The sequence below is a fragment of the Bdellovibrio bacteriovorus genome (assembly GCF_002208115.1).
Lineage (GTDB): Bacteria > Bdellovibrionota > Bdellovibrionia > Bdellovibrionales > Bdellovibrionaceae > Bdellovibrio > Bdellovibrio bacteriovorus_C.
In genome coordinates this window covers 2666937-2680279 of sequence record NZ_CP020946.1, presented here as the reverse complement: position 1 = coordinate 2680279, position 13343 = coordinate 2666937, and the positions used below count along the sequence as shown (strand labels likewise).

12 protein-coding genes are annotated in these 13343 nt (G+C 48.7%); 10 read left to right on the top strand and 2 right to left on the bottom strand.

The genetic code is table 11. From position 1 onward, the window contains the following. Positions 1-150 precede the first annotated feature (150 nt). Together ftsY and B9G79_RS12865 are read left to right on the top strand one after the other, a co-directional pair. Positions 151-1359 carry a signal recognition particle-docking protein FtsY gene (gene ftsY, locus B9G79_RS12870; RefSeq protein WP_088565867.1) on the top strand — a complete coding sequence of 403 codons (1209 nt, stop codon included), beginning with the start codon at positions 151-153 and terminating at the stop codon, positions 1357-1359. 96 nt (positions 1360-1455) lie between these two features. Then, positions 1456-1896 (top strand): hypothetical protein, encoded by a 441-nt coding sequence (locus tag B9G79_RS12865; protein WP_088565866.1) that lies wholly within the window; start codon positions 1456-1458, stop codon positions 1894-1896. An 8-nt stretch (positions 1897-1904) separates the two neighbouring features. Here B9G79_RS12865 and B9G79_RS12860 read toward each other — a convergent pair whose 3' ends face one another. Beyond that, the gene (locus tag B9G79_RS12860) at positions 1905-2576 is read right to left on the bottom strand and encodes an oxidoreductase (protein ID WP_232468658.1); all 672 of its coding nucleotides are present in this window, start codon (positions 2574-2576) and stop codon (positions 1905-1907) included. A gap of 19 nt (positions 2577-2595) precedes the next feature. Then, positions 2596-4155 (bottom strand): hypothetical protein, encoded by a 1560-nt coding sequence (locus B9G79_RS12855; protein ID WP_088565864.1) that lies wholly within the window; start codon positions 4153-4155, stop codon positions 2596-2598. Between the two features lie 162 nt (positions 4156-4317). On the opposite strand from B9G79_RS12855, the gene B9G79_RS12850 reads away from it, so the two are divergent. The 8 genes from B9G79_RS12850 (at position 4318) to B9G79_RS12815 (ending at position 13343) form a co-directional block, all read left to right on the top strand. Further along, positions 4318-5952: a hypothetical protein gene (locus B9G79_RS12850; RefSeq protein WP_088565863.1), complete on the top strand. Its 1635-nt coding sequence runs from the start codon at positions 4318-4320 to the stop codon at positions 5950-5952. A 258-nt stretch (positions 5953-6210) separates the two neighbouring features. After that, complete coding sequence (locus B9G79_RS12845; RefSeq protein ID WP_232468656.1) at positions 6211-7338, top strand: hypothetical protein; 1128 nt, start codon at positions 6211-6213, stop codon at positions 7336-7338. Next, entirely contained in the window at positions 7338-8810 is a 1473-nt protein-coding gene (locus B9G79_RS12840; protein WP_088565862.1) for a hypothetical protein, read from the top strand. The genes B9G79_RS12845 and B9G79_RS12840 overlap by 1 nt, the downstream gene beginning before the upstream one ends. Before the next feature lie 124 nt (positions 8811-8934). Next, on the top strand, positions 8935-10668 hold the full coding sequence (locus B9G79_RS12835; RefSeq protein WP_088565861.1) for a L,D-transpeptidase family protein: 1734 nt from the start codon (positions 8935-8937) through the stop codon (positions 10666-10668). A 13-nt stretch (positions 10669-10681) separates the two neighbouring features. Further along, entirely contained in the window at positions 10682-11695 is a 1014-nt protein-coding gene (locus tag B9G79_RS12830) for a hypothetical protein (RefSeq protein ID WP_232468654.1), read from the top strand. A gap of 108 nt (positions 11696-11803) precedes the next feature. Further along, entirely contained in the window at positions 11804-12298 is a 495-nt protein-coding gene (locus B9G79_RS12825; RefSeq protein WP_088565859.1) for a hypothetical protein, read from the top strand. A 146-nt stretch (positions 12299-12444) separates the two neighbouring features. Further along, a complete protein-coding gene (locus tag B9G79_RS12820; RefSeq protein WP_088566884.1) occupies positions 12445-12753 on the top strand; it encodes a cell division protein ZapA in 309 nt (102 codons plus the stop codon). A 26-nt stretch (positions 12754-12779) separates the two neighbouring features. Beyond that, complete coding sequence (locus B9G79_RS12815) at positions 12780-13343, top strand: 5-formyltetrahydrofolate cyclo-ligase (RefSeq protein WP_232468652.1); 564 nt, start codon at positions 12780-12782, stop codon at positions 13341-13343.

The following is a 13343-nucleotide window of genomic DNA, read 5'->3' as shown; positions in this document are numbered from 1 at the left end:
GTTTTTTCTGGCTGGGCGGCCTTTTGGGCTGCGCCGCCGCCGTTTGTTGCGGGTTTTTTCCTTAATTGGGCTGGTCTGTCATTTTAAAATACGATACATAAGGGGTGATTTTCTTATCTTAATGACGCACGTTGTTGTGGAGGTTCGTTTATGATGTCACCTGGGCATGCTCAGCAGATGGAAATTTTGGTGGGGGCTATTGTTCTTATTTTCGCGGTGATTGTCGGTGCTCTGATCATGGGCATGATGAAGAATGCGAAAAAACGTGAACAGTTGCGCGCGCAGGAACTTTCTCACGAAGCAAAACGCGAAATGCCGACCACTTCCGAGCAACCGGAAGAGCTTCCGCTGGCGCATATTGATTCCACCGGAAATGTGGTTTCTGACCTATCTGTTCCGGACCTGCATGACGCCGCCGTGGTGATTGAAGAAAAGGCCGTGGATCTTGCCGTGGCCCTAAAGAAGACCGAAGAAAATCTTTTCGGTCGTATTCGCAGCCTGTTCAAAACAGAAACCAGCAACAAACATCTCGAAGAAATCGAAGAGATCCTTTACACCAGCGATCTGGGCCCGGCGACAGTACAGCGTCTGATGGGCGCCATTGAAGATAAGCTTTCCAAAAAAGAGCGTGCGGATTACGACACGGTTCGTGAAGCGCTGAAAGAAGAGATCAAAAACATCTTCCAGGGTTCTCATTCCACTTCCGTGGGGACCGGCATCCTTTCCAAGATTCAGTTCGCAGCCGAAGGTCCGACGGTTTTGATGATTGTGGGTGTGAATGGCGCCGGGAAAACGACGTCCATCGGTAAAATTTCTGCTCAACTTGCTGCCGAAGGGAAAAAGGTTTTGGTGGCGGCAGGTGATACGTTCCGTGCGGCGGCTGGCGGGCAGTTGAAAGTCTGGACGGATCGCGCTCAGGTCGAGATTTTCTCTCCGGAAGGCGTGACGGATCCAAGTGCGGTGGCTTTTGATGCGGTCGCCAAGGGTAAAGGGCAGGGCTATGATGTTGTGATCGTGGACACTGCGGGCCGCTTGCACACTCAAGCCAATCTGATGGAAGAAATCAAAAAAATGAAACGTGTGATGTCCAAGGTGATCCCGGAAGCTCCGCACGAGACACTGATCGTTTTGGATGCGAACTCTGGCCAGAACGCTTTGATGCAGGCCAAAGAATTCCATAACGCTTTGACATTAACCGGAGCGGTTCTGACTAAAATGGATGGTACCGCCAAAGGTGGTGTGGCTGTGGGGCTGGCGCAAGAGCTTCACATCCCCATCAAACTGATCGGGGTCGGGGAGCGTATTCAGGATCTGCGCACGTTCTCTTCCCAGGAGTTTGTAAACTCGTTGTTCCAATAGCGAATACCGGGCCGTTGTCAGGACCTGACGAATTCCTGACGTGATTCCCGGAACAACTCGGTTATAAGAGAGCCTCAAATTCACAAAGGGGCTCTTATGAAATCCATCGTTATTGCATTCGTTCTTTTGGCGCTGCCAGTTCTTTCCCAGGCTCAGACGTGTTTCCGTGCGACCGAGGCCCTGCCCGAGGGTGTTGCCTCTGTTCTTTGCGTTGACGAAGTGGTTTTGAGTTCAGATGAAAAGCAGCTTGAGCTGATCGGTCAGGACTATTCTGTTCCTGCATTTCTGGATGTGGTTCAAACCAGCCGCCACAATGAAGATAAATTGAATTTCAAAGCGCAAGGTGCGCTGGTGGATATCTGGCAGAGCGGTTGTGGCAATGGTCTTTCTGCCAAGCTGGTGATCAGCGGTCGCACCGAGTATGGAGAAATCCACCCGCAGTCATTGAACGTTTCTGTTGAAGTGGCTGAAACCAATGACACCTGCCACTCCAAGCCTCAGAATTACACCGTTCCTTTTGCGTTGATCACCGAATAGTCCGGAAACTATTTTTGATCAGCGATGCGCTGGATATGATCTGATTCATAGACATGAAAGCCCGGGTGGAAGTTCAAGGTGGCAATCGCCATCGCCCGGGCAATCGTGTTGGCTTTGATTGCGCGGTACTTTTTCAGCGGACCCACCATCAGGGTGTTCAGAAGCGGGCTGAGTTTTTGCGCAATTTCCTCTCCTGTACGCGATTCTTTGCGGTCCCCCAAAATCAAGGAAGGACGGAAGATCTCAATCTGCGGGATTTTCAGTTTGCGCAGTTCGCTTTCCATTTCGCCTTTGACCCGGTTGTAGAAGATGCTGGATTCAGCGTCGGCGCCCATAGCGGAAATCACCAAAAATTTTTGTGCCCCACAGGCTTCGGCAACTTTCGCGAAATTCACGACATAGTCGTGGTCCACTTTGCGGAAGGCTTCCTGCGAACCCGCTTTTTTAATCGTGGTGCCAAGGCAGCAAATAAAGACCCCGGCCTTCAGCACCTCTTTGCGCTGCTCAAGACTGTCAAAATCCATGATGATGTTTTCGACGTGCGGGGGGATGCGGCCCATGGGGCTGCGGGAGATGGCCTTGATCGAACGAACCTCGTCAAGGTGGGCTAAAAGAAGAAGGAGCTCGTGTCCCACGAGCCCCGTCGCACCGGCAATGCAGATATCTGTCGGATAAATCAAAGCTTCTCCCAAGAGGAGCTTAGTTGCCGCCTCTTCTTGTAGAATCGTTTTCGTTTTCAGTTCTGTAGACGATCTTCGGTGGATTGTGTTTGCCTGAAGTTGCCAGGAACTCAGGAACAGAATCACGGAAGTCAGCCAGACCACTCACACGGATCACACCTTTAGTGCGTGTTCTGTCCGGGTGTTTGTAATCGATGAAGCGACCTTCGTCCACCAGGAAGTAACCGGTGAAGTTTGTTTTCGCGGCATCTTTTTCCCAGCCAGAGTCGATTTTGTAACGGTCACCGGATTTGCCGGAAGCCGCAGACTTGCCATAGTTCAACTCGTTGGCATTTGGATATTGGTCTACATCATATGTACCTTGTTCGATCAGGTTTTGACCAGCGATAACCGGAATAGCCTTGTCGATGATGTTTTTCGCGTCAGCTGACAAACCACCGCTTCTTTGAGCGCCGTCAGTCAACAGGATGTAGTTCCAAACCATTGGTTTTTCAAAGTTGTGCGCATAACGTGGCAGTGGAGTTGTCTTCTTTTTGAAGATACCCGTTGTCACTTCGGCCTCACGAGTGGATTCACGGGCATAAACACGGTAGATGTCAGTGCCTGGAACCAGGATGGATCTCAGGTAAGCAATCGCGCGGTTTTCAAGGCGGGTACAGCCTGCAGAGCCTGGATTGGAGAACATGTTCATGAAGAAGCCGCGAGTCAGCTCAATTGCTGCCGCGCCGTCTTTACCCCAGCCCATGGTTCCATGCAGCCACTGATAGTTCATACCGTTGATTTCATCAGCCGGAGTGATCTTGGCAGCATACCAACCGAAAGCGCCATAAATGGTTGAATTGCCCTGAGCATCGTCAACCATCCACTTGCGGGAGCTGACCAATTTGGACATACCATCAGTGATCGGACCTGGAATGGTCTTCATGTCCTGACCGGCTTTGTACCAGTGAGGATAATGACCCTGACCATCCTGATAGAACTTGATCCATTCAGAGATACGCGCATGGCCCAGCCAGGTTTTGAACGCGTGAGGATCGGTTTTGGTGCCTTCTTCAGGACGACCAACAACCATTTCCGTTTCCATCACCAGTTTGTGGGCGCAACTTGGGGATTCTGTGCAGCGCTCATAAACACGGGTTTTTTCTGTCGCGATGTTTTGAATCACAAAGTATTTGGAAGCGGCTGTTTGCAGTTGTTTTGCACTCAGATAGTCTTTGGAAACAAACAGTTCCGCAGAAACATCCGCTTTTACTGTTGCTGATTTGATGATTTTGATCTGAACCAGCGGAGTGGCTTCGTTCAGAAGATCATAGATCTCAACTTCATCATTAATAGACAGTTTGCCAACAATGTTGGAGGCCGTGGTGGAGTTGCTGCTGCGAACATTCAGTGCATCCGCAGAAATAAAGTATCTGCCACCTACTTGCAGGCTGGCTTTGGACAAGCCGACGGCAGCAGCATTTACGCTGGCATTCGCATCACTGGAAGTGATTTCTTGTGCAACCCCCAGCATGGGAGAGCTGGCAATCAACAAACTCAAAACTGCAGAGCAGAGTCGGCGCGTATTAATTTTTGTCATGAACGTCCTCCAGAAACGTATATCTATTAAACTTATGTCATTGACTCAAACCCTCTCAGCAAGAAGCGTGACAGCCTTCAGACCTGCGGTATTTTTGAAAGGATTGTTTTCAACCGTCAAACTGTTTATCAACGGAGCCCTTTTTGGGCACATGGAGGTTTCATGAAGATGAGAAAGATTTTGCTGCTGGGTTTGATTCTTCTTCCAGGGTTGGCGGAGGCACAAACAATTTCCAAAGCGTGGCGTATCACCAAGCCGTCTTGGACCGCAGCCGATGAACAGCGTTTTGGAGAGTTCATCACCCGTTTGGGCAATGCTGTGGAAAATCGTGAATGTGCGACGGTGGATGCGTGTTTGCGTAGTACGGCCAATCCTTATTTCGGGACAGATCCAGCGGACTTGCGCTTGTTTGCTGATTGCGCGGATCTGCCATACTATCTGCGCTCCTATTTTGCGTGGAAAAACGGACTGCCAATGTCTTTGGTCAGTGCTGTTAATACGCTTCCTGGCTCTGAGAACAAAGATCCTCGTTATTCCAAGTTCGGAAATGCGGTCGCCAGTCGTTATGACATCATTCCCAGCCGCACCAGCAATCCCAACGCCGTTCAGTTGTTAAACAGAACTATCGTGGATATGACCTATTCTGCCACCTTCCGCATGATGGGTGACAAAGATGCGGCTCGTTTTACTGACTTCTATCCGGTCAAACTTAACCGTGAAAGCATTCGTCCGGGGACGGTGATCTATGATCCTGCCGGGCATGTGGCGATCATCCATCGTGTGACGGATGACGGGCGTATCTTCTATATCGATTCGCACCCGGACAACACTTTGACTTCGGGAATGTACACGCCGAAATTCACGCGCAGCTTTCCCGGGCATGGTGCTGGATTCAAAAATTTCCGCCCACTGGCGTTGCAAGGTGCCTCCCGCAGAGCCAATGGTGAATATTATGGCGGTAAAATTGTCGGCGCTCTGAACACGCAGCTTGCGAACTTCAGTGTTGAGCAGTTCTATGGAAATTCGCCGGACCCTGCGGGCGAGTGGAACAAAGGAAAGTTCCTGTATCGTGGAGTGCAGTATCCTTACTATGACTATCTTCGTATTGCGATGGCCAGTGGAGACCTGAAGATTGATCCGCTTCAGGATATGCGTCAGATGGTGGCGGATATTTGTGTGAACTTGAAGGACCGTGTGGTGGCGGTCGATATGGCGATCAAAGCGGGGGTGGATCGTAAACCACACCCAGAGCGTCTGCCGACAAATATCTTCGGCACAACTGGCGAGTGGGAGGACTATGCGTCTCCGTCGAGAGATGCGCGTCTGAAGGTGGGCTTTATGGATATCTTAAATCAGGCACGCACCCTGGTTCAGCGTCAACGCTCTGGTGACCCGGCGATCGTCTATAGCGGGGCCAACATTGCCGTTGATTTGCTGGCAACCTATGAGCGTGAATCCCGCGCCTGTCAGTTCGTCTATCGAAACTCTGCCGGTGGTTCTGTCACTTTGAATCTGGAAGAAGCCCGTCAGCGTGTCTTTGATATCAGCTTCGATCCGTATCACTGTGTGGAGCTGCGCTGGGGAGCGAAAACGCCTCAGGAGCTTGCGACCTGTATGGATGATGAAAACAAACGTCTGTGGTATGACCGAGAAAGATGGCTGCGCAATCAGTGGGAGCGTCGCTATGACGCCCGGATGGATTATTCCCTGGACGAGCTGACCGGCCCGAAACCAGGAGCCGGCATCGCTCAGCCGCCGGATGTGGATATCATCCGACTGCTGAATTCCTTAAGATAGAGTCCCAAAGGGCCCGGTTCCGGGCCCTTTCTCATTTTGAGACACTTTCAAAGTGACCGCCCTTAAATGTCTCTTTGGATAGAGTCTTGACGGCCAAAGGCCCACCAAAAGCTCACATTGCGGGTATAAGCCTTGCAAATATCGCAGATGATGGAAGTGTCACTTCGCTTTGTCATGTCTGGATTGCTTTGCCTTTTGCTGATTGCAACGGGCGGGTGTTCTTTTAAAAAGGACCCGGCAAACGGCAAGGGAGCCCCTGTGACCCTGATCGAAGAAAAGGCCCTGCCTGAACACGTGGCAAGTCTGGATGAGGTTATTTCCGGGGACGACGAGGAAAAAGCCATCGAAGCCCTGGTTCAGCGCAAGGACGAACTGGCAGCCCTGTCCCGCGGTGGAGCGGTGAGTGCGCTGGATCTGGCAATCAAACACGGAAAACAGAAAGTCGCGCAATTCCTGCTGATCAGCGGGCACAGTCCGTTTGTGCTGAATCAGGAAAGCCGGGAGAAACTGACCTACGATGCGGCGATGGGCAAGCTGATTGAATCAGCTCAGCTGGATGGGATGATGGATATCCTGCGCAGTTATCCGAAGAAAACGTACGAGGGAATTGCGCCGGATACTTCCATGCAGAAGTTCCGTGATCGTATCGACGAATATAAGCTGGGTTACAGTGGATGTGAGAAGTTTGCGAATATGCTGATGGAGCGTGAGTACCTGAATCGTGATCCATCTATGCCAGGGCTGTATTATCAAGTTCTCGATATGTTAAAGCCTCGCGAAGTATTTAATGCTTTATTGAAGGACACGTCGTGCTCCGCCGAAACCTCTCGGTTTTCCACGGAACTTATCAATAAATGGGTGGGTTACGAGTTCTTGTATCAATTCCAATCAAGCTTTAAGTCCATCGACTTTATTAAGTCTTTGGTTTCTATGCGTAAAGGTGTGGCTTTATCTGTAGTTGTTCCTGCTGGAGATTGGCATCAGGACCATCAAGGATTGCTGTCAAGTCAGGTAAAAGTCAGCCCGCTAGCGATGTTGATGCTGAAAAAGGACTGCCTTGCCGATGAGGGCCGGCGTGACGAGTGGGTGCAACTTGTGCGTGAACTGATGGTTCAAACAGGTAAGGATCATTCTTATCCATACTATATGAGTGATAACAATCCGGAAGGTCCCAATGTGTGTGGGGGCGAGCCGAAGTATTGTTCTCATTACTACCGTAATGTGGAAAGTATGTATGTGATTTTCCAGATTGTCGATGGCAAGAAAAATATCTACCAGCAGGACTTCCACTCTCTTTATACAGGAGAGCGCCGCGAGTTTGTTGCAACGAAGTTCGAGGAATTTAAGGCTGAGATCTGCACCGAGCCAAAAAGGAGGACTTACTAATGAAGTACCTTCTTGTTCTTGCAGCTGTTCTGTCTTTGGGAGCGTGCTCTTTTGATAACGGAAAGTACGAACCTGTTGTGAAGACTGTTTCGACAAAAAAAGACCTGACTCAAAGTCAGAAAGATCTGATAGTTGCCGCACGTCTGGGTAACTTGGCTCTGGTGGAAAGGAGCATTTCCGCCTTGAAGTTGCATGAGTATTCCTTTGTAGGATCTGTTGAGACGCCAATGGGTGTGGCTGTGGCTGCTGATAATTTAGAAGTGGTTAAAACCTTGTGGGCGCAGTCAGTTGACGCCTTCAATTTGGGTGGAGAGCAGAAAAACTTTGAAAGTCAGGTTTTAAAGTCTCGTGCTCAGGATCAATTCCGGGCACTCAAGCACATCAAGCGCGCTGAATCTATCGGCGCTGTCTTGAATAAGTCTGCAGCTATGCTAGCGACTGAATATGCCAAAAAGACCCAAGCTATATTGGAGCTGGTTTCCCAGGCTGATTTCGCTGGTGCACAAGGAGTTATGAATCGTTCAGGTTTATCTTGTCAGTTTGTACGTAATCAGATTGTTCAGGATCTTCAGGCTGATGTAATTACAGACTCGGCTGTTGTAGTAAAGTTCATAAGGCAGCTCAGTTGTGCGGAAGAGATTTCGCCAGGGGATGTGCAATTACTATATGAAGCTGAGTTGATTCGACAATTCCAAAGATATTTTAATGAGCCAACGTTATTGGGTTATCTCAGTAATCGCACAACTTTGAAATCAACCTTGTGGAATATTGATGATTCTGGCTTGTGGATTTCGCCAGCTTTATTAATGAGAATTTCATGGTCCCATGAAAACTATCAGATTCAGCCATCTCTTCAGTGTCCGAAGTTGTCAGTTGGTGTTTTAAACTGTCAAGAGTTTGCAGACGACGACTTTGCTTCATCCGACTATTTAGCTGAGAAATACGGGATTAAGAAATCAGATTTCGACCTGATTTACGTCAAGCAAGGGCAGGTGATAGGTAGCTATCGTAAATTCAAGAGGCAGTCGCGCAGCAACGGCAGAAAGGCTGACCCGGTTTACTGGAATACCTCTATGTACATTCATAGAATTCCTTACTATGGAGAATTGGGTACACCTTATCGCAATGATCAAGGTCAAATTGAGTACCAGGAGGAGCGCCTTCCTTGGGGCGTCGGCATTCAACAGATGTTGGAAAATCACTACTTTGAAAGCGACAGCTATGATGATGGCGAGTGGGAAGAAATCCAGGAGGCACGCCGTAAATCTGAAGAGGCAGAGCGATTAAGAAAGCTGGAAGAGCAAGGAGGGCCCGAAGAGTTTGTCGAAGAAAGTGCGGACGAAAATGCAAAACACCGGGATGAACAGGCCCCGGGAAATCCAGACACTATCTTTGGAGACTTGCCAAGTCCCGACGACCCAGGTGATCTGCCGCCACTGCCTGTACCGACCGACCTTCCTGATGTTGAATAGTCCCATCTCAAGTTGAGACGGGTGACAAATTGGGGCCCCTGTCTAGTAAACATTTCCCGTACGCAAGTATAGGCCCCGTACAGCTGGCACTTTATTTGGATATAAAAGACCTGAAGAGGTTTCTATGTCTATGAAGAGCTTGTTTAAAAAGACTTTCCTGATCGGTATGTCCATGATGACTCTGGCGCCCCAGTTTGCCTCCGCGGCACTGGAGTCCCAGCTTAGTGGCTACCTCAATAAAGACCTTCAAGAAATCCCGGTTATTTTTGTCCGTGGATCCAACTTCTACCTTCATAAAGCGACTTTGATTTCTTTGTATGAAAAGCGTGGTTATTCCGCGATTTGGGTTGATGCGAATGGGAAGCCGAACGCTATGGCTGCTGCCGTACGCGAAGCTCTTAAGTATGGCGCGACCATGAATGGGCTTAATCCCGATGATTATTGGGATAGAATTGTTGAAAATATTTATACCTCAAACACTGATGGTCGATTCGGGCCGACGTTTGAATTGGCAGTGTCTGAAGCTGTCATTCGTTATGTGACTCATCTTTCCACTGGTCGCTTTGACCCAATGGAAATTGATACTGATATTAAAATCGCTAAAAAGAAGTTCACCGAGTACTCAGAATTGAATCAAGTGATCAGTGCGGTACAGGCGAATGTCAGTGCAAAGGCATTGGCGGCGGGGTTGGATAAGTTTGCTCCGACCCACCTTCGGTATGTGGATTTGAAGCAGCTTCTGGCGTACTTCCGCAGTATTCAGAGCGCAGGCGGCTGGTCTCAAATCAAGCTTGCTAAAAAGAGTCTTCGCCCTGGAGATAAGGATCCGGCGATTCCGGCAATTCGGGGTCGTTTACAGAGTCTGGGTTATGCTGTGCCATCCACGGGTGATGTGTATGATGCAGAACTAAAACGGGTGATTGAGGACGTCCAAGGCGTGAATGGCATGGGCGTCGACGGTGTGATTGGGAATGAGGTCATGACCTTCCTTAACACCACCGTGGCTGATCGTGTTTTCCAGCTTGAAGTGAATATGGAAAAAGTCCGCTGGCTGCCAAAGGCCATGGAGTCTCGCCACGTGTTCGTGAATCTGGCGACGACAGAGTTCCAGTTCTTTGATGAAGGCCGCAAGATCATGCATTTCAAAACAATCAATGGTCAAAGTTACCGACGTACTCCAGTGTTGAGAAATATGTTGAGCTTCGTAGAGCTGAATCCGACGTGGACTGCTCCAGAGTCAATTATCTTTAAAGACAAGATAAATACGTTGCGCGGTAAGGATGGTCAGGAGTACTTGAGAAAGCACCGCATGCGACTGATAAGAAAGTCTGATGGTAAAGAGGTAATTCCATCAGACGAACTGTTGCAAAGTCTTTCTCGCAGCAATTTTCCATACCTATTGCGCCAAGATCCTTGGAGAAAGAATGCTTTGGGCTCTATCAAGTTTCCATTGCCAAATGAATGGTCCATTTATTTGCATCATACGGATAATCCGGATCTGTTTGATGAGAGCAAGAGACACTTGAGTTCGGGGTGCGTTCGTCTGGAAGATCCATTTACTTTTGCTGAATATATCCTGCGTGACAACGTGGCGGTCAAGTCAACGCAGACAGATGACTACTGGCCTAAGGATAAACTGGAGTCCTTTGTGCCGCCGGAAAAGTCAGACGCTTATGTCGATCGTGAAAATTGGGAAAAACGCATTCACTTGAAAGTGCCGGTCCCAGTTTATTTGATGTATTTAACAGTGGATCGTGCTCAAGACGGTGCGGTGAGATTCGTGAAAGACGTTTACGGCCAGGACGAGCGTGTGGCGAAAACAATGAAAGCAGTGAGACATGGCAATGAACTATTCTAAAGGAGCCATGAGTATGAAAAAGCAGCTTTGGACAGTATTGTCTTTGATGTTGTTTGCGGGTTCGGCTTGGGCGCAGGCGATGGGCTCGCTTGCGGTGAATGGCACAGGTGGCGAAAACCAGGGCTTCCGTAAAGTAAAAGCCGTTCGTTGTGACGCCGCCAAGCGTGGCAGTTGCGACAATCCGGTATTCTTCGATTTGAATAAGCCGACGGCAGTTCCAGCTGGCATGTATATCGTCGGCTTTGAGAATTCGATCAATCCCGACCTGGTGGAGGTCCGTCAAGGATCGACGACGACTTTGCAATTGGAGAGAATCGATATTCCTGTGAACATGAGAGATCAAAAAGTCCGTGTCTATCGTGATATGTCTAAGCTGGTTGAGCAGCAGAAGATCTATATGACAATGTTCTATATGAAACGTCATTTCTTCTTCCTGGATAAAGACAACTTCGGTGATCTTTATCTTGCGGGTGCTTGGGAGCGTGACTTTGTTCAGCGTTTTACCTACGAAGCTTGCGATAACGTTCAAGATGGTGATGATGCACCTGCATCAGTTAAGCGGGCTGTGAAGATTTGTGAGGCTTGGGGCGCGGCAAGATCCCCCAAGGATCTTAGAAGTCTGTTCAATTTCAACGTGGTTGAACAACAGAAGGATGGCTCCTTCGATCAGATATGGGTGTCTACTCCTTCGGATTCACTTGTTATGAGGCATCCTCCTTATTTGGTTGCTGTGCCTTTGAAGAACTCGACTTTCGTGTCTGTGTTCCCCGGTGCGTATCGCATTAACGTCGAAGGCAAAGATGCTAAAGGGAAAACAATCAAAAACGTCTCAATTGAAGTCGGAAACTACTCCAAATCCGGCAGTACTTTGGGTTTTTCATTGAACGTGGATGGCCTTTTCACTAACCTAGGTGAAGGGGATTGCGCATCGGCACGTACATGGGAAACTGAATCCCGTGCGTATTGCACGAGTGATGATCAGGAAGGTTGCGACCGTTCTGCCGCATCAAGCTGCACTCCCATGTAATGGGAAAAGGGAATGCATAAATTTGTTGTAAGTTTATTGTTTATTTTTGGGCCTCACTTTGCTGGGGCTCAAGGCGTTAAGCCAGTCTCCGTTTCGTATGAAAACCTCATGCGTTGCTTCCCTGAGCTTCAAGATGAAAAGCTGTCCTTCAAAGTCGACCTCAATCGCCTGAAAGAGATCATGGACGAAAAGTTCGTGACCTCTCAGTCGCAGCTGCGTCAAAGAAAGATCCATTATCTGAATGCTGACAAAGAGCTGATGAACCTGATCCTGCGAACCAAGTTCGCCGGGGCTAAAAAGGTCGAGACCGAGCTTATTTTGCAGCAAGTCGACGAAAAGGGTGTCATCACCGACATCAAGCTGACGAACAACCAGCGCCTGAACCCGAATCAGGACACGATCAACAACTTCCTGCTCAATGGAGTGATCAAATCAGACGAATACTCCTATAATGACACGAAGCTTAATAACGTCGTCTCGACCTACCGCCGGAACTTTAAAGAGATCCAGGAGATCGACCTGACCGATCGTGACGGCAAGCGTTCCGTACACTGTGAAAACCAGAAGAATCTCGGCATTATATGCACCTGTTCTAAAAAATAAATCTGTTGAATATCGACCTTTTAGATATATACTTTTCCTTGTGTTGATCTAGGATTTTTCTAGAGTTTTAAAAGGTTTAGGCATTCGTGGTCGAAAAAGTTCCAAAGACTTCCAGACCCATAGATTCTGCAGCTGTTGAGGTGCTAGTGACATCTGAGAAAAAAACCTACAATTTCCTAATTGCGGGTGTCCCTTACAAATTAAAAACCTCTCATGACGACGCGACTGTTGAAGAGCTCGTTGAATTTGTAAATTCCAGAATGAATCAAGCCTTGGGTGTAACCAAGAATGGCTCTTATCAGAATGCAGCCGTGCTCACGGCGATGAATCTTGCCGAAGAACTTATTCTATTGAAACGCAAAGCCCACCGCGAGTTGGAAAAACTTGAAGAGAAGGCATTGCAACTTTCAATGGATCTGGAAAATTCCAAGAACAACAAGGTTTTGAACAACTGACTTTGTTTTGATTTCTTGGAGTGTCCATGCCAGTTTCCTGGAGCTCTAAAAAGGACTGTCGGTCCTTCTTTAAATCTCTTTGTGCCCAAGAGTTTGCACAAGGTCTAGTTCAACAACAACAGCAGCTCGACGCCCATCTGCGTGATTTTATGAAATCACAGACGGGGGTTTGGGGAGCCTACCGGGCCCTGCCCGAAGAGGCTCAGGTCGAAGAGGTGTTTCACATCCTTCACCTGAAATGGGCCTTCCCCAAAATGCGCGAGGGTCTTTTGGAATTCTATGAGACCCGGGATTTCGATCTCGGGCCCTACGGAGTGCGGGAGCCTAAACCCGGCTCTATCCAAAGATCCCTGGCCGAAATGTCCGGTCTGCTGGTTCCCGGTTTGGTTTTTAATAAGAATGGCAATCGCCTCGGTAAGGGAAAAGGGTTTTACGATAAAACTCTGGAATCCTTCCCGGGGGTGAAAGTCGGAATTGGTTTTGATTTTCAAGTCACCACTGATCCGCTTCCCACCGAGCCTCATGATGTGAAAATGGATTTCCTCATCACAGAATCGGGCCTGGTCGATTGCAAGAAGCATCAGGAGTAA

Coding starts and splice junctions, on each gene's coding strand:
- ftsY (WP_088565867.1), top strand. CDS start 151: ATGATGTCACCTGGGCATGCTCAGCAGATGGAAATTTTGGTGGGGGCT.
- B9G79_RS12865 (WP_088565866.1), top strand. CDS start 1,456: ATGAAATCCATCGTTATTGCATTCGTTCTTTTGGCGCTGCCAGTTCTT.
- B9G79_RS12855 (WP_088565864.1), bottom strand. CDS start 4,155: ATGACAAAAATTAATACGCGCCGACTCTGCTCTGCAGTTTTGAGTTTG.
- B9G79_RS12850 (WP_088565863.1), top strand. CDS start 4,318: ATGAAGATGAGAAAGATTTTGCTGCTGGGTTTGATTCTTCTTCCAGGG.
- B9G79_RS12840 (WP_088565862.1), top strand. CDS start 7,338: ATGAAGTACCTTCTTGTTCTTGCAGCTGTTCTGTCTTTGGGAGCGTGC.
- B9G79_RS12835 (WP_088565861.1), top strand. CDS start 8,935: ATGTCTATGAAGAGCTTGTTTAAAAAGACTTTCCTGATCGGTATGTCC.
- B9G79_RS12830 (WP_232468654.1), top strand. CDS start 10,682: ATGAAAAAGCAGCTTTGGACAGTATTGTCTTTGATGTTGTTTGCGGGT.
- B9G79_RS12825 (WP_088565859.1), top strand. CDS start 11,804: ATGCGTTGCTTCCCTGAGCTTCAAGATGAAAAGCTGTCCTTCAAAGTC.
- B9G79_RS12815 (WP_232468652.1), top strand. CDS start 12,780: ATGCCAGTTTCCTGGAGCTCTAAAAAGGACTGTCGGTCCTTCTTTAAA.